Source organism: Muriicola sp. E247 (assembly GCF_041358175.1).
Lineage (GTDB): Bacteria > Bacteroidota > Bacteroidia > Flavobacteriales > Flavobacteriaceae > Muriicola.
On the sequence record NZ_JBGKBE010000002.1, the window covers coordinates 492,786 to 518,963 of the forward strand.

The window sequence follows — 26,178 nt, forward strand, 5'->3', positions numbered from 1 at the left end:
TTTTTTATTGGAGTGTTTACCAGCCTTCCGGCAGTGGATCGAGTAATTGTTCGATGGACGATGGTAGCGGGGATTCCGGCAGTTTACGCAGTATATTGGCGTATTCACGATCCTGAAAACCTAATGCCGCATTCCAATATAGTTGTGCAGCACTTTCATTACTATGAGGCCTAAGTTGCGCAATTGGCCATTCTTTCTCGCCCATTATAAATGGTGTCATATAGTCTACAGCGAGCTTTATACTCCGGCCTTCCAGACTGCGGTAGGCAAAGAGGTCATAATCGAGGTGGCGACCAAGACGGGCCACTGTAATCAGCGCCCGGGCATTAAAAATGCTGTAGTTCAGCGACCTGGTGCGGATGAGCTCCTGGGGTTGGCGTCCATCTATAAAGACCTGGGAAAATATGCGTGCAGGCATGTTATCAAGTTGTTTGCGCGCCAGATCGAAGTTTTCACCATAGAGGGCGTTAAGAATGAGTTGGGCGTTATACCAGGAACCATGGTTGTTCGGTTGCATAGCCTCTTCTATACCTGTAGGGCTTTCCACCATCCAGGTTGCGAATTGGCCAAACCAAGTACGCAAAGCGTTGGCGTTTTCTTTAGTCCATCCCGGAAAGGATTCAAGCAGAATCGCACTATCGATCACCCAGCGCATTCGCCATGCCTCCAGGACTCCTGATGGACTATTATAATTGTGGCCTCGGCGTTTCTGACCGAACTTCACATTGGGATTCATCCTGGTTGCAGGATCGAGAAACCAGACGTGAAGTTGCTCAACAGCGCTTTCCGCATAGCGCTCGTCGCCCGTGAAATACCAGGCAGGTACCAGTGACGTGACTCTCTCTACCATAGCTTCAATACGCGAGATATCTGAAGTATTACGATCAGGATTTACTTCTCCGTCGCGCCAAATGTAGGGGCCATCAGGATCTTCAGGATTTGGCCACCAATAAGGGCTATAGCTGTAGTAGTCGTGTGGGTCACCGCTCGGTGGCAAGGCTCCTTCGTCTACCACGTTAGCGACAGGCCGCTTAAGTGCGGCATCTGCGTTTTCGACGATTTCTTTTAAGGCTGCAACTAAATCAGGATTGCCTGCCACAATTTCTGCTTTTACCCGCAGGAGTTGATCGCCCTGCCCAAGAAGCAAGGATGGAGTGGCATTGTGTTCGCTGCCCTGGGCGAAAGCGAAAGCCGTACCCAGCAGCAATGAGAATGATAGAAAAAGGTAAGAGAATGATAGCTTAAACGGTGTATTCATGATGTGAGATCTTAATAACAAGTTTGAGTTGAAATACTTCCAATAAAGGCTAATGGCCCTGGCTATGATTTGTCGAGCCTGCCTACCTTTGGCGCTATTTAAGTCAGTTCCTTGTTTTAATTAAATGTAGGAAATTTCAAATTAGTAAGAAAGCAGTGCTGGAATATAGAAGTTGTTAGCTGCTGGTTTCATTATTTTTGATTTTAACAGCACAATTAATTATCCATAAAATAAAAACGACCTCTATAATGCGCTGATACAAGCCAATGAATTCAGAATTTGGGTTTGATATTAATAGAAACACAAATAGATAACTGATAATCCCATATGTGAATCCAAGATTTGATAGTCGTTTATATAAGGGAAGGTTTTTTAATGAAACAGCAATCAGTATAATACATAAAGGAACAAAAAGGTAGGTTACAGACCCTATCAGATTATGAATAACTTGAGATAAACTTGGATTGACAAATTCTTTATTGCACCCATTATCGCACGGGAAGATTCCAACAATCACTGTTGCAATGCCGTAAAATAGTCCCAGACCTATAAACCCCCATTTATTTAGTTTGGATTGAGGTAATCTCTTATAAGCTGTAAAGGCAAATAACGTAAACAAAATTCCGCTCGGGATAATTCCAAAAAACCTTAATATCTCTCCATACTGAGTGTCAATAGCATAGGACTCACTTAGGTACTGACTTATTATGCTATAATCATCGATTAAAATTCCCCCAAGGATTGAAGAAATGACAAAGAGGCTAGCTCCCAGTATTCCGATAAAAAAGATGGTTTTATTATTCATTTTAAATCATCAGAGAAATGTCCTTTGTGTTTGCCTTTTGAAAATTTCTCTTTATTAAATTCATCTGACTTTCCTTTTGGAATACTCAAACTTTTCCATTCACTGCTTTTAATCATTCTACCTACATAAACTATTTGTCCAACGTGATAGGAATAATGAGCTAATTGTCTGTTTATCGCTTCGATAATTGAGTGTTCCTGGTTTCGGATATAAACTTTTTTGTCAAAGTTTTCGTCATTTACAGAATTCAATGCATCAAACAAACATTCCCAACCGCGATCCCATTTTTCAAGTAGCTCCTTTTTATTTTTTATTACTGATTCGAATTCCAAATCCCTATTCCGCCATTCTTTTTCTCCGTCAGAAGTCAAAAAATCAGTCCAGCGAGATTTCATATTTCCCCAAAGGTGATTTACAATTACTGCAATAGAGTTTGATTCTTCATTAAATTGCCAAAAAAGGTCATTTTCTTGAAGTTGGTTAATAGTTTTTTCTCCAAGCAATTTGTAATATTCAAACTGTTTTTTGACACTGTTCAGGTATTCGGTTTTCATTCGAGGTTTGGTTTTACAAATAGGCTACAATGGCCTTCTGTATGAATTGTGTGGAACGGTCCGAAGGATTATTCCGATGTAAATCAAGGTTTCATTAAAATAAGGAATTTAATTGGCAGATTATGCACCAGCATGAATTATCTACCTTGTTAGTCTTCCGATTTTATTTCAATTCATCCCTTAATATTTGAAGTACTCTTTTGGTTTCCTGTAAAAGATCTTCCTCCATTTGAATAAGTGTTTTTCGGCCCTCTTTATAAGCGCGTATCCAGGATATATAGTAGTGGTCGGTCAAAAGATTCTGGTAGTTGATTGGTTTTAAATTGTGATCCTTATAAATGAAATTTTGAACAACATGGTTGTCGAAATCGGAATTAAATTCATTAACCATCCTATAATTAGATAAAAATTTTGGAAAGACTGTTTCAAAAAGGTTTAGGACTTCGTTCTTTAAGTTTTTGTTGGTCAAAATATGTAATCCTACGTCCTTGTATTCCTCATAACCGGTTTGTGCTAAAAACAATTCCTGCTTTGGTATTCTTGCAATATGAAAATGATGAGCTAATGTATCTGTATAGGGTTGTTTATTATTAATAGTAGATAGAACAGTTTCACTCGATTTATCTAATAAATGAAAGTTTTCAATATCCGACTCAATGGTTTTAATATTGATTTCAAGATTAGCAACAAGTCCAATCAGAATTTCACGTTCCTTTACACGTTCTTTCTTCCATTCATTCCAATTATTTATGCTTAAAGCTATTAAAATACCAATAACCACAAGAATTATTTCTCCAATAGCATACATCAGATACTTACTGAATTTATTTTCAGTCAGTAAATGTTGGCGGATTTTTCTAAAAAACTTAATCATATTTCTGCACGATATTTACAGACCTTTCCAGAAAAAATTAATAAGCTCTAATGTAGGAAATTTTACCCAAGCCCCGACAGGCGGTGGGTTATAGCCGTTGTTGTAATCTAGTATATTTTATTCTTTCCAATTAACCATAACCCGTCTTAAATCAGACCCTTCAATTGCTTCAATAATTTCAAAATAAACCCCATTTACATCTTTGGCATGTGCAATATTTACATGTGTAAATGGACTTACATTTGATTTTGTGCATTCAATTCCCAATTCTAGGAAATCACTTACGACTGCTTCATTATTATGGGTTTCCAGACCAAAGTGATCTATCCCTTCGGGATGTCCTTCATCTGCGGGCATAAGTTCTATAAAGGTCGACTTATTGATCTGAAAATATGCAAATATGAGTTGACCATTTTCATCGTCAAATCTGTAAATCATAGGAAAACCTAATGTGTTTTCATAAAAATCTGCCGCTATATCAAAGTCAGGTACTCTTATCCCAACATGATTTAGCCCAATTATTTTACCTTCTTCTTTATTAATTATATCATTTTGTTGTCCCGAAAAGAATCCAGCAAAAAATAATATTGGAGCAACAATTGTTAAAACTATTTTCGATTTCATAGAGATTGACTTAATTGAGCACGACGTTTGGTAAAAGAGCAGTTTCTTCCGCATTACCTATAGCCAATGTTGTAGCTAGTTTTTCTTTCCAATTATCTTAACAATTCTATTATTAATTATTTCTGATAAATTCCAATTGTATAGTTTAGGGTCGGTTGTACTGTAGAATTCAATAGTAACAGCATCAAGATCTTCATGATACTTTGCAAAACTCTGGTATCCCGGAACCCAGCCGGAATGTTCATACTCATAAACGGAGGAATAGATCTCCTGCTCTCCCGGTTCAAATAGTGATCCATCGTTTAATGCCCTCAGGAAAGTGCCTACGTCTTCTGCTGTGGCGTGCATTCCATAATCGTTTGTCTTTAAATCATGGGGGTATCCCACATGATAACCACTCATTACATCCTCTATATTAACTTTACTTAGTGAAGAAAAGGTATTGTTAAGGTTTAGGGGTGTCAGAATTTCTTCCTGAATGAATTGAAAATTGCCATAACCTAATTCATCATCCATTATCTTATTAATTAGCAAGTAATTAGTATTGCAATATTCATAGTCTTCTCCAGGTTCAAAGTTGGCCGGTTTGTCCAGAATCAATGCAAGGCCTTCTTCATAGGTCTCTGTTGGAGCTTCCCAAAAGTTAGGAGCATCCGTAAAATTGGGAATGCCGCTTCTATGCTGTATCATCAACCTCAGGGTGATTTTGTCAGCGTTTTCGATTCTGCCTACTAGTTCCGGTAAATAATCGGCAATTGTTTTATCAAGAGAAAGTCGGCCCTTACTCACCAATTTAGTTACAGCCACAGCATCGTAAAGCTTGCTAATGCTAGCAATCTTGAACAGCGAATTTGGATCGGCTGGTATTTTTTTTTCTCTATTTTTCCAACCCCCAGCGTAAAATGCCGGGGGTTTACCTGCTTCGTCCACATAAACAATCATGCCTTCAAATCCATGCCCTATGGCCTCATCAACCTGTTCCTGAACAGTGTCGGGAAGTGGTAAAATCCAGGCTTTTACCAGAAGCCATGGTACGAAATACAACGATACTACTGTTCCGACGAGTAATAATGCCCTGACGGTCCATTTGGCTTTTTTGTTTTTAATCATTTTTCTCTTTTAGTCTGCGGTGGTCGCATCTATTTCTTTGATAATTAAATGGCCCAGATCTGTTAATTGATAATATTGTTCAATCATTGTATCAAATTGCCATGCTGCTAAACTAATAACATTTCTATATGCTGGTTTGGCTGTATACTCAATAAATGCCTGGTCATATTCAGCATGAGGTGTTGCCTTTACGGCCAGGGAGTCTAATGACATAAATGCAGAAGCCAAGATAAGTGACCTGTCGACTTGAGTATCGAGATAATTCTCCTGGTGAACGGTGTATTGATTATAACTTCTCTCATTTTCTGCGATAATATCTACTAAACCGTGATATTTGGTCAAAAGAGAATCAAGTGTGGTATTATTTATTTTCCCGTAATACTCCGAATTTTTCAAGGATTCATAACCACCTGAATTGGGTTTGAAATAGAAATCGACAAAAGCAGCACCACTTATCTTGAACAAAAACAGATTTTCATTTTCGGTTTTATTTAAGATGCTGTTTCGTGCTTTTTTACAAAGGTCTGCGATTTGTTTTCTTCCTTTCGATAATTTATCTAACTGGTCTATATCTTCCAGAGTAAGGTATTTGATCTTTATCAGATATTCATCCAGAGATTTTTTGTCTTCGATGGACTGATTCCAGTTATTTATTTGAAGTGCAATCAAAATTCCTATGACTACCAGTATGATTTCCCCTATAGCATATTTTATATATCGGATATTTCTATTGTCTAAAATAAGCTTCTCTCTTACTCGTCTAAAGAACTTCATAGTGTGGGTCTAATTTGCTTGTAACGATTTTGATAAAATGAGTTTTAATTCAATATTTACGCAGCTCTTTATTTATCATTTCAGCCAAATTGATTCGGTCTTGCCTGATACTTTCAAAATATTGAATTTGCATTTTCCTATTGTAAATCATCGTTCTCAAAATATGTTTATATTCAGCTGAGTTTTTAAGGGTGTTAAAATCTTGCGGTTTCATTTCGCCGATAAACTCATAGGATTCAAACCAATATTTCAGAAGTGGGCTAACTGAACTATAAAAATATTGCTCTTGCCTTAAAGACAGCCTTTCAATAAATTTCCATTCATAAATATCAGTAAGATTTTTTCGAATCGAATCATTGGTAATCAAATGCAATCCGTAAGATTTCAGACTTTCATAAGCATTACTATTGATAGATGGGTGAAACCAGAAAAGTGATCGGGAAAAGTGAAGGTCTAATGAATCCCTATAGGGAAGATCATCATCAAAATAGGTCAAAATCAGTTGGGAGGATTTCCAGGCTTCATCACTTCTTTCAATAGCCAAATCCAGATAGTCAATATTGCTTTGAAGAGAACTTTGAAGTTCTGTTAATACTTTATGCTCAAAATTTCTTTCTTTTCTTCCTTCATGCCAACTGTTTAACATAAAAGCGCCGATGATACCAATAATAATGACAATAATTTCCAGAAGATATCCAGCCCATTTGGTTTTTAATGTCTCAAGAATTTTCTTCATATTTTAAAATATGACCACCACCGGTGCGGGCTATAAGGCCGCACGGGGGGGAATTCCAAAATACAAATTCCAAATTCTAATTCCTATAATGGAAATCTCACTAATTGGAACCTGCCTTCCGCGTGCCCGATAGCACAATACTATCGGGCCAAGCAAGTAGAAAATCCGAGAGATTCGGTAGCTATCGGGATTCGTAAGTTGGCTTGCACCAACGATTAATTTTTTACGCTGGTGTGCATAATAATTGCCTGAATTTTATGGAACAAATTTTTAAGCACGAGATAAAACCGGAAACATCCAGTGTTTATTTGCGAAAAATTCAAACTTATCCTTTAGCAAAAAAAGCGTATCTGAACTCTTTATTAATTGTTTCTCAAACCCGGTATCATCCAAAGGTGTAAATCCCAAAATTACATTCAGAATACTTTTATCAGATATGCTTTGAATCACGCTATTGATCTTTATCGGACTTTTTGAAAAGATATCATCCAGATAGAGGGTGTCACCTTTAAAGTCGGCGATGACAATTGCATCAAGTTTTTTAATATAAAAAATGCTATTTTTCTTATAAGAATTGCAGTAAAACATGATCAATGAAGCATTGTTACGCATAGATATCTTTGCTATAGGAGTTGAGTCCTTAATTCTTCCTATTAAAAAAGCGACATCAGCAGGGTCTTCCATGTTCAGTTTTTTCCAGGTTGATGAAGCGCTGTGCGTATCTATTGTTTTCGAGTATTGATATTCCTCTACTACCTTGAAATTGAACTTGGGATAAAAATCAAGCACACTGTCATTAGCGAAGAGATAAACAAAATCAGTCTGATCTTGCCATTCACGTATTACCCTTTCCATCAAGTATTTGTTAAGTCCTCTATTCCGGTATTTTTCGTCCGTCATTACCGTTCCGATTTGAATGCCCGTTTTTCTCTTACCTTCCATATCAAATTCAATCTTATTAATTGAAACATTTGATACAACCTTGTTATCATGTAGCAGGGTATAGGGAATATAATAGTCGCCCCAGAAGCCATCATGGTACCAATTTTCTAAACTGAAGCCAAAGACGGATTCTGTCAATCTATTGAAGCTTGTTCTTATTTTTTGGTTGTGTTTAAAATTTCTGGCAAATACATAAGTAGTATTATTGAGTTTTATAGACTCCATCAATTTTTAATCTAATTCTCTAAATCTTCCTCTAATTATGCGTAAAGGTCTCGGCTTTAAGCTCGCACAGCCGGCAATCTCCAAAATACAAATTCCAAATCCCAATTCCTATAATGGAAATCTATACACTTGGAACCTGCCTGCAGGCAGGCAGGTTTGGTGCTTGGTGCTTGGTGCTTGGAATTTTGCACTTAGTGCTTGCACCTTCACACTTTTTAAAGTGCTTCTGTGCACGAGGTGTTACCTGGGATTTATGAGGCGCTAGCCAAAGTATTGTCTAATAGCCGATGATGTGTTTAGTATTATTGAGACGCTAACCATCTAATTCTATCATAAGATAAGACATAATGGATTACTACAACAACACTAAAAACAAGACATAACTTTGAAAATCCCATACAATATAAGGCCCAGATCGCGATGGCAAATATTCCAATTTCTAATACAAGTCTTATAATTCCGGAAATCGGTATTGGTGCTTTTCCAGATCGACTGGGGTCATTTGGCACAGCAAATACACCCCAAATTATCGCAAGTATTGTTGGAAATAAAAAGGCTAATATATTGCTGAACCATTCACCAGTTAAATTCCATCCGTATAATCCTACTGAAATTAATGCACACATTTCCAGAACAAATCTCAAAGCTAAGTTAAGAGGATGCGTTCCCATTTATCAATAGTATATACTGCGGTTTAAATATGGTGTGTATAGAGCTTCAAAATGTACATTTAAAACCCGTTTTTTAATACTATGGTAGTATCATTTCAAGCATTATTCTTTTAAAATCATCAGGATCTTCGTCTAGCGTCCCATGTGCGGTATTTTCCATCCAGATGATTTTCTTCTCCGGGGCATCGAGGTTTTCATACCATTCAAGGGCAAGGACTGATGGAACATTCCAATCATGTCTGCCCAGAATTAAATAGACCGGAACCCTGAGTTTCTTTAAGGACCGAAAATCTGTTGAAAATAAATCATCCGCTAAAAATTGCGATGAATACCTATACACACCGTACCAATCATAGTTCTTATAATCATCGTAATGGTTTTGTGCCTTTTCAACTTCTATTCCAGCCTCTTGATTATATACTGCTCCCCCATATTTATAAACTAGCTGGTATAGTTTCATACCGGCTTCCTGATTATCTGGTATAAGATTATTATCCAGGCTATCAAGAACTGCTATGGCGTCAATATCTTTATGAATGGTGTCATTCTCTCTAAGCCAGTCCTTTGAGATTTCCATTCCTCTTTTTTTATTGATCAGTTGAGCAATCCCAATATAAGCGTAGAAGTCGGCAGGATTCTCTTCCACCATCTTCAGGCCTACAATACTTCCCCACGAATATCCTGCCAGGTAGATCTTTTCAACATTGAGTTTATCTTTAATAATTTTTATAAGTTCCTGACCATCATCAATAATCTGGTCTAAGGAAATGTTTCCCGGTGTTTTATTTTTTAAATATGATTTACCAGCCCCTCTTTGCTCCCATAAAACAACCGTAAATTTATTTGCAATCTCCTTATGCAGGTATCTGAATTGAGGTGTTTGTGGCCATGCAGGTCCACCGTGTACTAACAACAACACCGGATTATTATCAGCACTTTTATATATCTCAATATATTGTTCAACACCACCCAGGTTTAAATACTGTTCTTCACTTTGGATTACTGGGGCCTCTTTATTGCTTGAAATATTTCTGCATCCACTATTTACTAAAAGAGAAAATGCAATTATGGATAAAAGTAAGTTCCTCATAAGTCATGTATTTATATATCGCTATCGGCCCCGACAATGATCCAGGTCTGCCCACCCAAAGCAGGGAGCCCGGCAGGTTGATTATAGCCGTTATTAGCAACTGGCTTCATATAATTTCATCTTTAGTATTTGGATATATTTGAGGTTTCTTAATGATAACAATCAGAAACCCGACTACAAGTCCGATAACAGAAAAAATTACGTCATTCTTATCAAAAACATTATTGCCGCCAAAATTGTGGATCTTCAATTCTTGCGTTATAACATAAATTCCTCCTACCACGAGTGCCATTATATATAATAAATTCCGCTTAATTCGCCATTTATCAGTCGGTACTTTTAAATTAAAGTAAAGACCGATTCCTGTTAAAATCAAGATCCCGATAACTGCTTCGAAGAAATTTGGTGCCGAAAGTAAGGTGATTTTCATCCATTCTGGAGAATTACTTTGCAGTACAGAAGGTCTGATTAATTTAAGTAGTATAAACGCAGTAATGAGTCCAATCTGAATTCTTGCTAATTCTAAAATGTCCTTCATTTCAGCTTGTTGCTAAAGGTACCAGCCATGATTCGGTTCGCCTGCCTTGCTTTGTCAGGCCCGGTCTCACCCCTATTTAAACTGATTCCTTGTTCTAATTAAATGTAGGAAATTTCAAATTAGTGAGAAAGCAGCGCTGAACTATAGCCAATGTAAGCAACTGGCTTAATCAGGTTTATGGATGTTGTTCTTTTTATACAAAGCTAAAAAATTCAGAATATGATACTATTCGTTAGCATCCTCTCTGTATTTCAGTTCGTTTTTAATTTTTTTCATTGACATAAACTGCAACGGAAGAACTCCGCATAACGCAATAGCAACGGAGAAAGTTGCTATAAATGTCGATTTATTCTCTTTGGTCACATAACCATAAATTGATATCACCTTCAAAAGCGATAAAACAATTACTAAAGCTATCGTAATAACTTTAATGGCGCTTAAATTTGAATGTAGTTGTTTTATCGTTTTACCTTTAAGTTCATTATTCTTCATGTAGTTTCAATTTGTACAGCTTGTTGCCAGCGGTTATGTGTATGAGCAGTAGTGGATTTTCACGCACTTACTTACCCAGTAACAATGTAATTTGATTCAATGAAAAAACGTTTTAAGTATACACTCAAATCGCTATTGTTTATACCCCTTGTTTGTTAGTATTAGTTTTTTATTCAGTTTTTAGAATATTTTGATTTAATCTGGTTTTGAATATTCGATTAATTCCTCAACGTATAAAAAATCTCCTTGATTCTGAGTGAGTTTTATAAAGTTTTTTACAGCTGGCGCATACAACCAAACCTCCGTTTCATCTGCGCTATACCCCCTGGAATTAGTGGTTTTACCAGTGTATTCAATCGTGTAAGCCATAAATGTGCCGGCTTCTACCGTTTCTTTTTTGTATGATAGTACTTCGGCATCTTGACTTTGGTTTCCCGTTGTTCCATCCTGACTTGTCCAATTATTTTCATATTTCCACTTTTTACCCACTTTCAGAGGCCAGTCGTACTTAGGCGTTTTGCTTTCTTCTGGTTTAACAATTTCGGTAAGGGGGATGGTATCTTTTCCGATAGTCATACCTAAAACGCCGTCAATATCGACTATTTCTCTAGTATCTTTTCCATCTGAGCGTACTTCTCCATTCGTGGTTACGCCCTTGTATTTCCATACCCATTTCTCACCAACCGTATAATCAGCCAGAGTTGGTTGTTGAGTTATACCGGATTCAGTTCTGTCATTACAGGCGCTAAGTAGTACCAAAACAAATAGTATAATAAACCGATTTTTCATGTTATTTTTTTTTGCCTAAAGCCAATTATATGAGTCGAATAGAAATTTGCAACCGTAGCTAAAGATTTAATTATCAGACCTCTTTTTTTCTAATAAACTCTAAGGTTTTGGTTATGCGCAGTACGGGTTTAAAAGTTCGTACTTGTCCACCTTGCACAAATGTAGTGAAGGCAGAGCTTAGGCGGAATAGAAGCACTGACTTTTTAGTTATCTATTTATTATAAATTTTGTCGTGGCCAGAACTTTACTTTTCAATGTCATATGTCAGGATTTTTAGTCCATCTTCAAATGATTCAGTTTCTTTTAAGTTCCATTTGGCCTTAGTTTTTGAGTTGCTAAAAAGTCGAATTCCGTTTCCGAGAATAATTGGATTTAATTTCAATTTCAGTTGGTCAATAAGTCCGTTGTCTAAAAGCCACCCAGCGAATTCTCCCCCGCCACATAAATAAATGTCCGACTGAGCTGATTCTTTTATTTCCTTAATTCTATCTATTGATTTCTTTTCAATATGTACTGATTCAGCCAATTTTTCAATTTTCAATGAATCGGAAAAAATGAAATGTTCCATATGAGGATAGGCAGGCTGTCCCGGTTCAAGTCCATATTGATAGCCAAATTCATAGGTTCTGCGACCCATAATCACAGTCTTGAATTTTAGCAGGTCAGCTAAGTATTTGTCGACCCCTTTCCCACCTGCTGCAAAGTCGCTTATGTCGTCATTTTGACCTGCAATGAACCCATCAATTGAACTTGCTACATAGTATATTATTCTTGTCATTATTTTCCGTCATTTTGTATTAGCCACAGTGGCCTTGGCTCTACCTGAGCAGCTACCGCCGGTACGGCAAACAAGTATATTTGCGGCACGGCCCGGAAATTCCAAAATACAAATTCCAAATCCCAAATCCTATAATGGAGGTCGTTCCAAGTGGAACCTGTCTTCCGCGTGCCCGATAGCGCAATGCTATCAGGGCAGGCAGGCCTTTGGTGGATTACTTATAGCCATTGTTATAGCCTTTTATTAAATCCTCTCTCCTAACATAGAAGACAATTGTCATCATTATCGCCATATAGAGCATAAAAAACAAAAATGTATTTATACTTCCTGTAAACTCTGGTAATATTAGCAAGTAGTTAAAAGCAGCATTAGCACTTATATGTGCCAGAATTGAGGTCAGCACACTTTTTGTATAATAGTAAATCCAACTTATAAATAGTGTTCCTACAATAACCCACAATAAAAAGACCATGAAATTCATTTGTAAAGGAACTCCGGTTCCAATAAAGTATGCAGGTAAATGCCAGAATCCCCATATCAAACCAAGTATGATACTTGAATAAAGTAGGTTGAATTTTTTTATCAATTTAGGAAGTAAAAATCCTCTCCAACCATATTCCTCTCCAAGTGCAATAAGGATGATAACGACAAACTGTGGAAGTAGTTGAGTGGTTCTTAAGCTGAATTTAGAAAGATCAAAATTTAAGGACGTAAGCACCGCTAAAGAAGCAATAAGAGGAATTGCAACTATCGAGAGAAGTAACCATTTGAAGTTAATTTTTCGAATTGTTTGTTTAATAAATAATTCATAAACCCCTTTTTTTCCTTTAGAAATTGCAGTAAAAATCAGAGCAAGTATTGATGGTGTGAAAACAGATAAGATGGAAATATTGGAGTCTCCTATTTCATAAGAGATGAAACAGATTAATGAGCTTAGAACTATTGCAATTGTCGAATATAAGATGATTTCTGTTTGTTCTGTTGGTCTCATAATTTATAATTGGCTATAACCGTTTGTGTATGATTAGTTGCCAGAAAACAGTTGCGACTTACCGTAGTATTGATAAATTAATTCATGCAAGTGAATTTCCGGTGAGGAAATTTCGCAACAATTAATTATACACGTTATTAGCCTTTATTATTTCAATTCATTTTCAATTAATTCAACTACCCCGTCTATTTCATCAAGCGCTCTGTTATAAACCGCGTCTTTTTCATTCATTATTCGAAGAGATATAACAAATAGATTCTGAAATTTATATCCATACAGATATTCCACATTTTCAACTTCATTAGAATATAGTCGAATCGATCTCATTAGTTCCGGTACAATAGAAATAACTACATCAAAATGAATAGTTTCCATTCTGTTTGCATAAATATATGTTTCTTCTAACCGTCTAAGTCTTTCAATTATTTCATTATTCTGCAACAGTTTTATATCTCCACTATTTACCATTGTTTCGTAAATATTTCCCTGTCGGTCGAAATCGGAATAGTTTGTCAGATTTACGGCTATTTTACCCAAACTATCCTTCTTGCTTCTGTCATTCAATTCAATAAGTTTAATTCCGTGTCTGAATTGTTCGGTATAGGTAGAATTGTATACTATCTGGGACTTTATATTGTCTACATCATCTAATAATTGTTGTTTTATATTACGATAGAAATTTTTCTCCGCATTTCTTTTAGAGATTTCGTCATTTTTATTATTTATACTTAAGGCTATAAGGATCCCAATAACAACAAGTGTGATTTCTCCAATAGCATATAGCAGGTACTTACTAACTTTGTTTTTAGAGAGCAGTTGTTGTCTTATTTTTCGAAATATTTTCATCACGGAGTATTAATTGGTCATAGTTTCTATTCCGAAGCTTTTCGGCCTTCGTAGCCAAACTACTTAGGCGTCCGCGTGTCGCCGAAGCTTTAGCGGAGGCACAAGCAGGCTAACGATGGAATAATTAGACTAACGGTTGGTGTATGGTTAGTTGCTTATAGCATCTAAGATAGCAAAAGAGTAAATCCACCGTGGAAATTCGGCAGAACTTTCGTGGCACTCTTTAAACACTCCAAGCAATTATTTAAACACTTTGTTGGCAATAAAACCTTCTAAAAAAGCTATTCAGATACTACAAATGTTTTTAGCATGTTTTTACTTGAAGCATTTGGCACTTCCGAAATTAGGACATATTTTCCTGGTTCAATTTCAGCTGTAAAATAACCTTTGTTTCCAGCAGGCATATCATTAACACCACCAATAAAAGTAACAGCATTAGGTGCTGGTTCAATTAATCCTTTCGGATCTGCCCAATTCATCCAATTTTCCAACTCTTCAAGATTGGCATTTTCATCTAGCTTAACAAGATTAATATCGTGTCCGACAAAATTTTCATGTACAATCTGATCTATATATTTTACTGAAAAGGTGTGCTTACCCGAACTAATGGAATCATTAAATACAATTCCATCTGTACTCGAAATATTAATATCAATGTCTGCAGTTGGTTCATTGTTTCCGGAATCAGTTCCTGTTACTATGATATCTTTTGTCATACCCATAGAAGTATGAAACATGCCATTGCTCATTTTTACATAGCATTCAACGATGTAATTTCCAGGCTTTAAATAAAGTGTCGTTACTCCTATTTGATTTGGTGAGAGTAGACCTGATCCACCAACAAACACAACTTCGCCAAACCATTCAGGAAGTTTTGCAAACTCAGCATATCCTTCTTCAGTTTTTCCTTCCATAATTAGTTTCATGGCACTATCAAATACTGGGGCAACTAGTTTTTCTGCATCTTCTGAAGTCTTTCCTTCTGGATACTTATCTATGAGAAAAAAGTGTGTTTGAGGTGATAGATTCTTATAACGAAAGGTATTCCATCCAGAGGAAATAGTATCAGACATTTGAAAATCCATATTCCTTGTTATAATTTCTATAGCATTATCTTTTTCTTCAACAACAGTTTTATGTTCGGTTTCTTTTTTATCACTTTTACAGGACTGTATGAATAAAATTGTAGCTGAAACGATAATAAATATTCCTGTCAAAGTAGCTTTTGCAATATAGTTTTTGAAAGTTTTCATAATGTTATGCATTTGGTTAATGGTTATGATTGCCAACGGCCTTAGCTCTACCTACCCAGCTACTGCCGGTACGGCAGACAAGTATGATGTTGGCGAGCTTACCTGCCTTTGGCAGGCTATGGCCTCTGCCCTATTAAAGCCAGTTCCTTGTTTTATTTAAATGTAGGAAATTTCAGGGTAGTGAAAAAGCCGAGCAGGATTATAGCCGATGGTGGTCTTTATAGTTACTCATACTAAATCAATCAATCCTGAGTAACTCCTTATTATTGTGGATAAAGACAATCTTAAATTGATCTTTTTCGGTCTTTACAAATCTCCAAATTTCTGAGTACAGGTGCTTTCTATGGGCATATAAACTGTCATTAATTTTTCGATGTATTTTTGACTCTAAGTGAATGCCGTTGCTATCTAAAAGGTCGCTATATAAAAGATTATTTTTAATATAAAATTTTTCGACTATGTCACTATTGGATTCTTGATAAGAACCCAGAAATTGCTTTAATTCATTTGAGTTGCTTGATCCAAGAAGATTATCAGGGATACCTTCGTCTTTATTATTTAATATTCTAGAAATTTTATTAAATACATCGATGGCGTATAATCGATAAGATTGACTTGACATAAAAACATTAAATCGATCTACTTCATACTTGATGATGTAGCTTTTGAATCTGTCGTCATTTAAAAAGTAATCTACTTCTTCATCTGATATTTTGGAATTTTTTAATTCGTACACACCCCAGTTTTGTTCGGTCAAAAAATTACGATGAGTTTCTACAGTCCTGAGGAGGCGATCACTATAGAATATATTACTTGTATTTATGCGAACATATAAAAATCTTAAGTCTTTAAGTAACGGTTTAAACTTTGATGGTAAATAATCTATTTGGTTTTCAAAATTCTCAAATCCATTTTTATTAATACTCAAATAATCATAATAATTTCCGATCCTTCTTATATTTCCATTCGTCAAGTCACTAAGAGATATGGGATTTTCAAAATCTAGAATTTTCTCTTTTGAAGCTCTTACAACCAGGTAATTATTGGCCATTGTCTCACATTGATATAAATCGTCCAATAAATTGTTTTGAATTTCTAGAAGTGTGCTAATCGAGGCCAGCTCATTTTTTTTCTTAGAATTATGATTGTTAATACCAAGAGCAATCAATATCCCAATTACAATTAATATTATCTCACCGATGGCATAAATGAGATAACGGCCGATTTTATTTTTAGAAATCAATCTATTTCTAATGGATCTAAAAAATCTAAACATTTCTCAATTTCGTTTAATGAAGGCCAACGTTCCCGGCTCCACCTACCCAGCTACCACCGGTACGGCAGACAAGTGTGATTGCAGTACGGTCGGGAAATTCCAAAATACAAATTCCAAATTCCAATTCCTATAATGGAAACCTCTCCACTTGGAACCTAACTACCGCGTGCCCGATGGCGCAATACTATCGGGGCAGGTAGGTTATAGTCGTTATTGGCGTTAGTAATATTATCTAAAAGTGGTTCTTAAAATCAATGTCTTCAGAATACTTGAAGTAATCAATTAGGTTTCCTTCTTTATCAATTAATGCCGTCATCGGAAAACGGTCAATCTGATATTTATCGAAGAATATTTCACCATCAGAAACTAATTTAAAATTAGTATTTGCTAAAGAAAACCCTTTTTCAACTTCTTCCTTTCCTACCCCGAATATTATGATGGATTCAATTTCCTCCTGATTGTCAAGAGCGTTGATTTTTTGATCTAGATCTTCTACTTCATTTTGTTTAAATCGCAAACCACTTGAAAAGAGTTCAAATCTGACAATAACCAATTTTCCTTTTAGTTTTTCCAATTCTATTTGTTCCTCATTCGTTGTGTTTAATATGAAGTTTGGATAGGGTTTTCCTTTAGGAGCCACAGAATATGGGTATCTGCGTTGCGGGACATTCTGATTATTTGGGTCATAGATATAACGAATGATATTACCCCTTGCATCGTATAACCTCTCAAGATTAAGTCGAGGATTGAGTTTAACTAATTTGCGAAACTCTTTTTCTGAAATTTTTTCTCCAGTAGTTTTATTGTAAATCAAATCAGTATCTAAAACTCTGGCTTCTTTTGTAACAGAATAACTAACAGACACTTGTTTTTGTTGAGAATAGGAAAGAGAGGAAATTCCTATTGTCAATATTAGAAGGATGTTGAATAGTTTCATTAAACTTAAATTATTTGCGCCAACGGTGAGTATAAGTGACGTTTTAATGCCTCTTATACCATGTTGAATACTGTTAACCCTAATAAAAGTGCTCTAATTTTTGTTTAGACCTTCTGCGGTACGATCATCTTTGGCAGGAGGTTGGGTAGCTCTGGTACTGTTCTCCAACAACTTCAGCACCTCGTCCACCACTTTCTCCATCTGCGGATCTCGCCCTTGCATTAATAAGTTAGGATCGTCCCATACAACAATGTCAGGCCGTACTCCGACCCCTTCATCGAACCAGCTACCATTATTGAAGTACAATCGTGCACCAGGGACGGTGATCCCTCCACCGTCAATAAGTTGATGGCCGGTCGCTGGACCTACCAGAATTCCAATGGTTCTCTCTCCAACAATAGGACCTGCATCCAGCTCTCTGAACGCCCAGGGGAGTCCATCGCCCCCAGATCCTGCCCATCCATTGATCAACATGCCCATCGGTCCGGTATTAGCTTTTGTTGGGAACGTATGGGATTTGCCGTGGCGCCAATATAGGTTGTAAATAACAGGTCGTGTCATCAGCTCCAAAAACCGGTCAGCGAGTTGCCCACCTCCATTAAAACGCTCATCAATGATGAATCCCTCTTTGTCTAGCTGGCCATAGTACATCTTCACCAGATCGAGCTGTCCTCTGCCTGCCGTGTTGGTCATGTACACGTATCCCAATTTGCCCTCAGAGAGCTCTTCGACTCGTAACCGGTTCTGTTCAATCCAATCAAGGTATCGAATATTTCCTTCCTGCTGGGCTGTCAGGCAGGTGATCACAACGTCTTTTGCATCACCTGCATTGCCTGTCTTACTGACCTTCAATACGACTGTTTTACCATTGAGCCCTTCAAAAGCAGCATACGGTTCCTTGTCCAGAGGAAGATACATCCCATTCACCGAATGAATGTAGTCACCGGCTGAAACGCCTACTCCCGGACGATCGAAAGGAGATCTGTTTTCAGCATCCCAGTCTGCAGGTTTGACGATTCGCTTAATCTTATAGCCTTTGGCATCCATGTCCCAGTCAATGCCCAGATACCCGGTGCTGACGTTTTCTACGGGCTGATTATCTCCTCCAAATGTGTAGGTATGCCCTGCGCTCAATTCGGCGACAAGGTTGGACTGGAGAAAACTAACATCCCAACGTGATCTGGCATCCTCGATCAACGCACCATATTGGATACGGAGAGCATTCCAATCTACTTGCTGCATATTTTCGTCATAAAAGAAGTCTCTGTGTCTTCTCCAGGTATCCTGGAAGATCTGACGCCATTCTTCTCTGGGGTTCAGTTCCATTACCAATCCACCGGTTGGGATGGCATCTTTGATTTTTTGATCGGGCTCGGGCTTAATAACTCCGAATTTTGGGCCACTTCGCACTAATAATGATTCTCCATCAGCGGTCTTGACAACTGCATTTATTTTGGCCATGATTGACTTTTCTTCCCGCTCTTTCAGGTCATAGAAGAATAATTCAGGATCACCTCCACCTGAGCCGGAATTAGGAAAACGACGGTACACCACCTTCCCATCAAAGGCCATCAGGTTATTCAGGTTGCCAGGTTCAGCAGGGAGGAGCACCAACCGGCTCTCCAATCCATTCCAATCTACTTTGATGAGCTTTGGAGCCTCCTGCTTTGTGTTTTCCTTTTTTCCCTTTTTCTTGTCTTTATTTTCTTCTGGTTCGTCCTTATCTGCGGCCTTTAATTCATCATTCTTTGCTTGTAGCAGGTAGGGAAATTCCTCGCTCAAGCTTATGGCAGCAAGTTGTGTGGCGTTAGGATAGATCCAGGTACCATCTTGCATGTCGCTATATACTGCACTAAAATTTCTGTCGGTAAGGAAGAACAGGTACTTGCCCTCTGTACCGAACGTCGGATTGCTGTCATTGTAAAAGCCACTGGTAACTTGCCTTGCTTGTTTAGCATTCAGGTCATAGATGAAAACAGCTTCATTGCCATTTTCCATGCCGATGGAGTAGGCGAGGAACTTGGAATCATGCGACCAGCTTATTGGATATCTGTAACGGCCTCCGTGACCGTAATTCCATTCGTAATTATCAGCTACTTCAACGGCTCCTGAAGCTACATCGACAATGCTGATATCATTTTTCTCGTCAATAAATGCCAGCTTTTTGCTGTCCGGCGACCAATAAAGGGTGTATCCGAATCCCTTACCTCGAGAGGTAAGTTTTCTGGCCGCTTGTTCCGTACGTATGGATTGGACATAGATCTCATACTCGCCCGATTTATCACTCCAATACGCGACATGATCGCCATTGGGAGACCAGGTTGGACTATGGTCAAATGCCCCGGAAGAACCAGTGATATTCTTTACAAATCCTTCTTTTACAGGGACATTAAACAATTCACCTCGTGCCTCAAATACAATACGGCTAGCTCCGGGAGAAGCGGTCATGCCTCGTATTTGATTATCTACCTCCAGTCGCCTGGTCATTTCCAGGGTCAGATCACTGACCACATTTACCTCTATCCGCTTCGAATCCTCAGTCGCCAGGTTCATGAGATGGAGTGCACCACCTACTTCGAATACCAGGTCATCGGGACCCGCAGATAAATAGGTGATGTCAAATTCCTTGAACTGTGTCACTTGCCTAAGTGATTCTGAGCTGACGTCGTAGCTCCAGATGTTCAATCGAAAGTCATCCGCACGATCGGAAAGGAAATAGATCTTATCCCCACCCCATGCAGGCTTACCATCATTAGCTTCATTGTTGGTTATGTTTTTTGCGGTGTTGGTTTCCAAATCAAATAAGATTACCTCAGAAGTGAGCCCTCCGCGATACCTTTTAAAGGGGTAGGTCTCGGTGATTTTGGTAATGTAGGCCAGTTGCGTTCCATCTGCTGAATAGGTGGCGATCTCACCGTACGGGATGGGTAATCTCTCAGGCATGCCGCCTGTTTTTGGAATCAGGAATAGTTGGTTTACTCGGCCGGATGGAATCCCGGTCTCCCTTCGGGAGGCAAACAGGATTTTGTCCCCAGAAGGATGCCACTCTACCATCCGATCATTATGAGATCCATAGGTCAGACGAACGGGCACCCCCCCTGTGGTAGGCATAACGTACACATCCGGATTCCCACGGTATCTTGCCGTAAACGCAATTTCCTTACCGTCTGGAGAGAATTTTGGATAGGATTCCTCTCCTGGCGAATTGGTAAGCTGTGTTGCAGTACCTCCATTTTTGTCGACCACCCAGATATCGCCACCATAGACGAAGCATATCTGCGTTTCAGATACATCCACATATCGCATCAGTTTAGCATTGATCTGACCGAATGAACTTAAACTGAACAAAACGAAGAGTAGAGAGATGTGGAATTTCATAAGATATAATTTAGTTGACAGATATAAATAGTACGTGTTGGTTTCGGCTATGATCCCTTCCTGCAAACCTACGGTATGAAAGCTGGTAGGCAGGTCGGCTTCTTTGACTGTCGAAGAAATTTAAGCCAATATTATTTTTATTAAATGTAGGAATTTTAAATGAAGTTCTTCTGCCCAGCTGGATTATAGCCGATGTTGTGCCTGCCTGCCCGCCAAGGCGGGGATCCAGTAGGCAGGTTATAGCTATTAGCTAACGTTTATTTTTTTATACCCTTTTTCGCAATAGCTAGCGGGTGCAATAATTCATTTACCTGACAATACATATCAGTAATCAATCTTCTCCCCTCTGTTTTTATCTCAACTTCATACTCAATTTCGCCAGGAAAATATTCTTTAGCACCTGTAAAATATATTTCTTCTTTAAACGGTACAATTAGATTTATTGAGTCTTGAGACATAGTGTCTGTATTATTATATTCCTCGAGCATAATAGTTTTAATAGGTTTCTCATTTAAACAATACAGAATAAATTTTATATTGCCTTTAGCACCAAATGATGCAAGAGATACCTTGTGAATTGTATCGTTTCTACTCCAGACAATAAATTCTGAATCATTAGATCTAGGTTGATTAGTGAGTTCTTCCCAATTCAATTCATTGCGCTGCAATTTTTCTTTTTTTTCAATTAAGGAAACGGTTTCGTCAATTAATTGAATATCGTATTGCTGACCAACTCCTGACAGGAATGATAATAGAAATATTATTTGGATTATATTCTTCAAAATGTTGTGTAACGGTCTCGTATAACGGTCAGTTGCGGTTTTTAAGTTAGTAAATTATCAACTTGTAGGATCTTATTTATAAAGAACCAAGTGTCCGCCGTTCAGAGCGAAGCGAACAGCGCAGCAAATTGCGGTTATACATTGTTGCCCACAATTATTTCTTTTTGTTTAACCATTCAATCGCCCGGTTTATTCCATTATCCTTTTCCAAATCGGAATTGGGTTCGAAATCTATATTTTCGTCAACATCGACATATTTGTTATATAGGTTGTTTTCTCGGTCTTTGTAATAGCTAACGGAAATGGACATAGCGGTCAAACTGTCAATTTGCTTCCAGTCAGTAGCAGTTATCATTCCCATAGTTTTACTCCCGAAAAACCTTGTTTTTGGACGATTTTTTAAAATTACAGCCAAAGCCTCTCCTGAACTTGCAGTGTACACACTTGTTAAGACCGCAATTTTAGGATTTTTTTTAAGACCGCATTTATTTTCTAAAGCAACTGTTTGGTCATCGTAATAAAAATCTCCATCCTTAATTTTCCATACAGAACTTTCATCTTCGGTAACGCCTTTAGTACCTCCAACTATTCCATCTCCTATAATGTTTGAAATGCCTTCGACCATTGGAAACATATTTCCACCACCATTATAACGTAAATCAATAATCCACTTTTTTGCTCCTTGGTCAATTATCTTGCAAACGGCATCTTGTATTTCCATTGCCATTTTTTCGTTATTTCCCATTGGTAAACCAACTATTCTTACATATCCAATACTGTCTTCCAAAATCAAGGTTTTGAATTCATAGACCTGGCCAGATTGGATTTGGTTGTAAGTTTCTGAATTCATAGTTGTTCTGTGTTCCTTTTTTTCTCCTGTATAGCAGGACAGGTACTGGCTGTTGTGAAAAATCCGACCATGGCTGTCATTCAATTCTTTGAGCATTAAGTCGAGTGCCGGTTTTAGATCAAGAGTTGATTTGGCGTTTATTGTTAGTTCGTACATCTCTTCCTTTAGGGAATTCCAATCGACACTTTCGCGGTAGAGAGAATTGCTCTCTGCGTGTTCAATTATTCTATCAAGTGTTAATTCTGCATCTATTTTTTGTCCACAGGCAGTGAACGAAATCAAAATCAGACAGGACATTAACAGGTATTCAATGAGTTTTTTCATAATTGTGGGCAACGGTTTATGCTCTACCTACCTGCCTAACTACCGCTGGTACGGCAGACAAGTATGATTGTGACGCGGTGGGAAATTCCAAAATACAAATTCCAAATCCCAATTCCTATAATAGATATCTATTCACATGGAACCTGCCTGCGGGCAGGCAAGTTTGGTGCTTGGAATTTGGTGCTTGGTGCTTGCACCTTCGCACATTTTAAAGTACTTCTGTGCACTAGGTGGTGCCTGTGATTTTTGAGGTGTTAGGCAGGCTTTCGTTACTTTTCAATAATTACTTAATTCGACAGAAATTAAACTATCAAGTTCTTTAGCCATTGTCCTCATAATTGTGTACTTACCGTTTTGTGCAGTTGTGACACCTCCTTTGTTTGCTAAAGCAGTAAAATATTCAGAATTCATAGATAGGTTTTTAAAATCCATACTTGGTCTCTTAACTCCGCTAATTGGTCCACTAAAATTTTCTACAGCCTCTTTTGAAGCCCAAACAGTTGCGAGTTTATAGGTAATATGAAGATGCATATATAGTTGCATACTTTTTTCATTGTTTTGCTCTTCTCTTTCACAATACGAGTAATACTTAAATATTTTAGATTGTAAATTTTCATTACTAATTAAACTACCTTGACTACTAGATGCTATTTGATTAATAGTACGTTTTTCTGGAATAAAATATTTTTCAAATGTCAATTCGTTATGCATTCTAGTAAATTCAATTTCTTCATCCTTTGATAATTCTTGTTTAGTGGCAAGTGTGTTGCCAATAGATATAACATAGCCAAGCATCTTTTCATTCGAGGTAATGAATTCATCCAAAAGAATATAATCTTCTTGAATATCTTCTTTAAGATTTATGAGATATCTTTCAGCTTGTTTCTTGTTTTTCTTTTGTTCATTCCAGTTATTGACTTGTAAAGCCAGAAGAATCCCAATCATCACAAGAACTATTTCTCCAATTGCATATTTCAGATACTTTCCAGTTTTGTTTTTCTCCATAAGATCGAATCTTATTTTTCTAAAAAATTTAATCATAGCATTTTAAGACAGGGTTATTATTTATATCCAAACCAAAGGTCTACCAGACCTTTGATTTTGCTCCGCAAAATTAGGTTTGGATAGTGTCTAAAGAACTTAATCATAGTTTCTAATTATATTTAGAGGACGTCCGCAAGCGGCTATCTCAACCAAAGGTCTACCAGACCTTTGATTTTGCTTTGCAAAATTATGTTTCGATAATCTAAAGAATTTTATCATTGGTTAGCGGTTGGTTATAGTTTCTACTACGAAGCTTTAGCGAAGAAGTAATGAAGCGCAAGGCATTAGTGTATGGTTTCGTCACGCCTTGGCGTGATGGACCTGCCTGCCGGCAGGCAGGTTATACACATTGCTAGCCTTTCGTTATTTCTTTCTCAATTAATTCAATAAGTTTAGAACAACTATTATGCATTCGATTTGCATATACATTGGATTCTATACCTCTTAAATTGGAAGTTAACTTTATATAAGATATAAATCTTCTGTCATTCTTTAGTTTTTCAAAGTCGACTGGGGTAGCAGAGTTAAACATTTTGAATTCATCAAAATGGTCAAGTATTAGTTCAAACTTCATTGGCCACCCCTGTATGTTGGCGTCCTCGAATACAAAGGCATATTTGATATCTTGTTCATAGTACTTCGAGATCTCGTTTCTTAAACTATCATTTTCTATCAGATCCAATCCTCTTGCCTTTAATGTTTCATATGGTCCTAAATTTGGCAGGAACACGGTAATATTGGTTGACCTTTCAAAATGTATACTCAGGGAATCGTGATAAGGATGGTCTGTATTCAATGCTTCTAATACTATTTCAGCTGATAATTGTGCATTCTTGTGCCTCTTAGCATTATAATTTATATCACTTAAATCTAGCTCAAGGGCTCTTTTTAATTCCTGAAGCGATTTTGTTTCTAATTGTTGAAGTTTTCTCAATTCATTATTATTGTTAACAGACAACGCAATCAAGATACCAATAACTACGAGTGCAATTTCGCCAATAGCATAAAGTACATATTTACCAAACTTGTTTTCAGCGAGTAGGTGCTGTCTTATGAGTCTAAAGAACTTAATCATATATGTTGCTTTTAATTTCTCCGCAAGCGGCTATCTCAACCAAAGGTCTACCAGACCTTTGATTTTGCTATGCAAAATTGAGTTACGATAATCTAAAGAATTTGATCATTTTATTTGTGATTGGTCATAGTTTCTGGTCAGTAGCTTTAGCGTAGGACTAATGAAGGCTAACGGTATTTTATAACTTTTCGTTGCGTTGAATTTTGATATAAATCTAGCTAATCCAGCTCATATTCCGCTCCAGCTGTATCATTCCGATGGAATCCATTGCAGCAATGAACGTTATACGTTGTTGCAGCACGTTAATTGATTTTCAAAATTCGAGGATCTCCATCAAATTCTGGATTATTTGTTAATCGGGTTTGGCTTTTAGTATCTAAATCATAAACATAGATTTCCCAATTATCATCTTTGTTCGTCCCAAAGTATAATTTCTTCCCATTATTTGAAAAACGAGCGATGAGTTCCATTCCAGAGCTTTCCGATATGTTTTTAATATCGCCACTTTCTAAGTCTTTCAAAACAATATCTTGGTTTCCTTTATTAAAATAGTCTGAACTATAAACTAAAAATATTCTGTTTGGCGAGAGTTCACCTCTTTCATTGTTTGATTTGGAATCGGTTAACTGATGTGTTTTTTTAGAATCAACTTTGTATTCAAAAAGTTCATTGGTTCCCAAATGATTACTTGTAAACACTACACTTTTTCCATCATGACTCCAACTTGGATAATTTGCTACTCCGTCCAAATTATCTGTAATATTGATAGTTTCATTTGTTATTGAGTTGAATATGAAAATATTATTTTTGCAGGGGTATAATTCTGATTCATATGAATAGAGAATGTTTTTATCATCTAATACGCAGTTGGTTGGGTGTTTAAGCATTGATTCATTCTTTGTTTTTAGATTCAACTTTACTCTAATAATAGAATCTTCAGTTTGTCTTAAGAAACTAATCTCATTTTTATTAATCCAAGTCGGTCCCCATTCTTCAAAATCGGTTTGAGTTAGTGCTTTCTTGTTTTCCCCATCAATATCCATCATGAAAACATCCGAATTTCCGTTTCTACTTGATGAGAAAAGCAAGCTCTCCTTCTCTTGAGTGCAACTCGAAATAAGTAAGATTGAGAATAATAAAAAGGTATTTTGTTTCATCATTG

Annotated in this window: 26 protein-coding genes; all 26 read right to left on the bottom strand. The window is 37.1% G+C overall.

Features of this window, described 5'->3' with window-relative positions:
• Nucleotides 1-16: 16 nt before the first annotated feature.
• On the bottom strand, nt 17-1,258 hold the full coding sequence (locus ACA086_RS05945) for an alginate lyase family protein (RefSeq protein ID WP_371002424.1): 1,242 nt from the start codon (nt 1,256-1,258) through the stop codon (nt 17-19).
• A gap of 175 nt (nt 1,259-1,433) precedes the next feature.
• The gene (locus tag ACA086_RS05950; RefSeq protein ID WP_371002425.1) at nt 1,434-2,063 is read right to left on the bottom strand and encodes a DUF998 domain-containing protein; all 630 of its coding nucleotides are present in this window, start codon (nt 2,061-2,063) and stop codon (nt 1,434-1,436) included.
• Nucleotides 2,060-2,617, bottom strand: a complete 558-nt coding sequence (locus tag ACA086_RS05955) for a DUF1572 domain-containing protein (protein WP_371002426.1) — start codon at nt 2,615-2,617, stop codon at nt 2,060-2,062. The genes ACA086_RS05950 and ACA086_RS05955 overlap by 4 nt, the downstream gene beginning before the upstream one ends.
• Before the next feature lie 163 nt (nt 2,618-2,780).
• On the bottom strand, nt 2,781-3,491 hold the full coding sequence (locus ACA086_RS05960; protein ID WP_371002427.1) for a DUF6090 family protein: 711 nt from the start codon (nt 3,489-3,491) through the stop codon (nt 2,781-2,783).
• 117 nt (nt 3,492-3,608) lie between these two features.
• The gene (locus tag ACA086_RS05965; RefSeq protein WP_371002428.1) at nt 3,609-4,115 is read right to left on the bottom strand and encodes a VOC family protein; all 507 of its coding nucleotides are present in this window, start codon (nt 4,113-4,115) and stop codon (nt 3,609-3,611) included.
• Between the two features lie 75 nt (nt 4,116-4,190).
• Nucleotides 4,191-5,225: a serine hydrolase domain-containing protein gene (locus tag ACA086_RS05970; protein WP_371002429.1), complete on the bottom strand. Its 1,035-nt coding sequence runs from the start codon at nt 5,223-5,225 to the stop codon at nt 4,191-4,193.
• 9 nt (nt 5,226-5,234) lie between these two features.
• On the bottom strand, nt 5,235-5,999 hold the full coding sequence (locus ACA086_RS05975) for a DUF6090 family protein (protein ID WP_371002430.1): 765 nt from the start codon (nt 5,997-5,999) through the stop codon (nt 5,235-5,237).
• A 49-nt stretch (nt 6,000-6,048) separates the two neighbouring features.
• Nucleotides 6,049-6,735, bottom strand: a complete 687-nt coding sequence (locus tag ACA086_RS05980) for a hypothetical protein (RefSeq protein WP_371002431.1) — start codon at nt 6,733-6,735, stop codon at nt 6,049-6,051.
• A 270-nt stretch (nt 6,736-7,005) separates the two neighbouring features.
• Nucleotides 7,006-7,902 carry a GNAT family N-acetyltransferase gene (locus ACA086_RS05985; RefSeq protein ID WP_371002432.1) on the bottom strand — a complete coding sequence of 299 codons (897 nt, stop codon included), beginning with the start codon at nt 7,900-7,902 and terminating at the stop codon, nt 7,006-7,008.
• Nucleotides 7,903-8,204: 302 nt separating this feature from the next.
• Nucleotides 8,205-8,573, bottom strand: coding sequence for a YrdB family protein (locus ACA086_RS05990; RefSeq protein WP_371002433.1), 369 nt, complete (start codon nt 8,571-8,573; stop codon nt 8,205-8,207).
• Between the two features lie 79 nt (nt 8,574-8,652).
• Nucleotides 8,653-9,663 carry an alpha/beta fold hydrolase gene (locus tag ACA086_RS05995; protein ID WP_371002434.1) on the bottom strand — a complete coding sequence of 337 codons (1,011 nt, stop codon included), beginning with the start codon at nt 9,661-9,663 and terminating at the stop codon, nt 8,653-8,655.
• 106 nt (nt 9,664-9,769) lie between these two features.
• Entirely contained in the window at nt 9,770-10,201 is a 432-nt protein-coding gene (locus ACA086_RS06000; protein WP_371002435.1) for a hypothetical protein, read from the bottom strand.
• A gap of 225 nt (nt 10,202-10,426) precedes the next feature.
• Nucleotides 10,427-10,693, bottom strand: coding sequence for a hypothetical protein (locus ACA086_RS06005; RefSeq protein ID WP_371002436.1), 267 nt, complete (start codon nt 10,691-10,693; stop codon nt 10,427-10,429).
• A gap of 195 nt (nt 10,694-10,888) precedes the next feature.
• Nucleotides 10,889-11,482, bottom strand: a complete 594-nt coding sequence (locus ACA086_RS06010) for a hypothetical protein (protein WP_371002437.1) — start codon at nt 11,480-11,482, stop codon at nt 10,889-10,891.
• A 244-nt stretch (nt 11,483-11,726) separates the two neighbouring features.
• On the bottom strand, nt 11,727-12,260 hold the full coding sequence (locus ACA086_RS06015) for a dihydrofolate reductase family protein (protein ID WP_371002438.1): 534 nt from the start codon (nt 12,258-12,260) through the stop codon (nt 11,727-11,729).
• A 214-nt stretch (nt 12,261-12,474) separates the two neighbouring features.
• On the bottom strand, nt 12,475-13,251 hold the full coding sequence (locus tag ACA086_RS06020; protein WP_371002439.1) for a CPBP family intramembrane glutamic endopeptidase: 777 nt from the start codon (nt 13,249-13,251) through the stop codon (nt 12,475-12,477).
• A gap of 147 nt (nt 13,252-13,398) precedes the next feature.
• Nucleotides 13,399-14,097 (bottom strand): DUF6090 family protein, encoded by a 699-nt coding sequence (locus ACA086_RS06025; RefSeq protein ID WP_371002440.1) that lies wholly within the window; start codon nt 14,095-14,097, stop codon nt 13,399-13,401.
• A gap of 281 nt (nt 14,098-14,378) precedes the next feature.
• Complete coding sequence (locus ACA086_RS06030; RefSeq protein ID WP_371002441.1) at nt 14,379-15,350, bottom strand: hypothetical protein; 972 nt, start codon at nt 15,348-15,350, stop codon at nt 14,379-14,381.
• A 238-nt stretch (nt 15,351-15,588) separates the two neighbouring features.
• Nucleotides 15,589-16,626, bottom strand: coding sequence for a DUF6090 family protein (locus tag ACA086_RS06035; RefSeq protein WP_371002442.1), 1,038 nt, complete (start codon nt 16,624-16,626; stop codon nt 15,589-15,591).
• Nucleotides 16,627-16,858: 232 nt separating this feature from the next.
• A complete protein-coding gene (locus tag ACA086_RS06040; protein ID WP_371002443.1) occupies nt 16,859-17,563 on the bottom strand; it encodes a peroxiredoxin family protein in 705 nt (234 codons plus the stop codon).
• A 93-nt stretch (nt 17,564-17,656) separates the two neighbouring features.
• Nucleotides 17,657-20,941, bottom strand: coding sequence for a PDZ domain-containing protein (locus ACA086_RS06045; RefSeq protein ID WP_371002444.1), 3,285 nt, complete (start codon nt 20,939-20,941; stop codon nt 17,657-17,659).
• 257 nt (nt 20,942-21,198) lie between these two features.
• The gene (locus ACA086_RS06050; protein ID WP_371002445.1) at nt 21,199-21,723 is read right to left on the bottom strand and encodes a hypothetical protein; all 525 of its coding nucleotides are present in this window, start codon (nt 21,721-21,723) and stop codon (nt 21,199-21,201) included.
• A gap of 154 nt (nt 21,724-21,877) precedes the next feature.
• Nucleotides 21,878-22,897 carry a S41 family peptidase gene (locus ACA086_RS06055; RefSeq protein WP_371002446.1) on the bottom strand — a complete coding sequence of 340 codons (1,020 nt, stop codon included), beginning with the start codon at nt 22,895-22,897 and terminating at the stop codon, nt 21,878-21,880.
• A 276-nt stretch (nt 22,898-23,173) separates the two neighbouring features.
• On the bottom strand, nt 23,174-23,902 hold the full coding sequence (locus ACA086_RS06060; RefSeq protein ID WP_371002447.1) for a DUF6090 family protein: 729 nt from the start codon (nt 23,900-23,902) through the stop codon (nt 23,174-23,176).
• Between the two features lie 391 nt (nt 23,903-24,293).
• Nucleotides 24,294-25,016, bottom strand: coding sequence for a DUF6090 family protein (locus ACA086_RS06065; RefSeq protein WP_371002449.1), 723 nt, complete (start codon nt 25,014-25,016; stop codon nt 24,294-24,296).
• A gap of 302 nt (nt 25,017-25,318) precedes the next feature.
• Nucleotides 25,319-26,176, bottom strand: a complete 858-nt coding sequence (locus ACA086_RS06070; protein ID WP_371002450.1) for a TolB family protein — start codon at nt 26,174-26,176, stop codon at nt 25,319-25,321.
• Nucleotides 26,177-26,178: the final 2 nt, after the last annotated feature.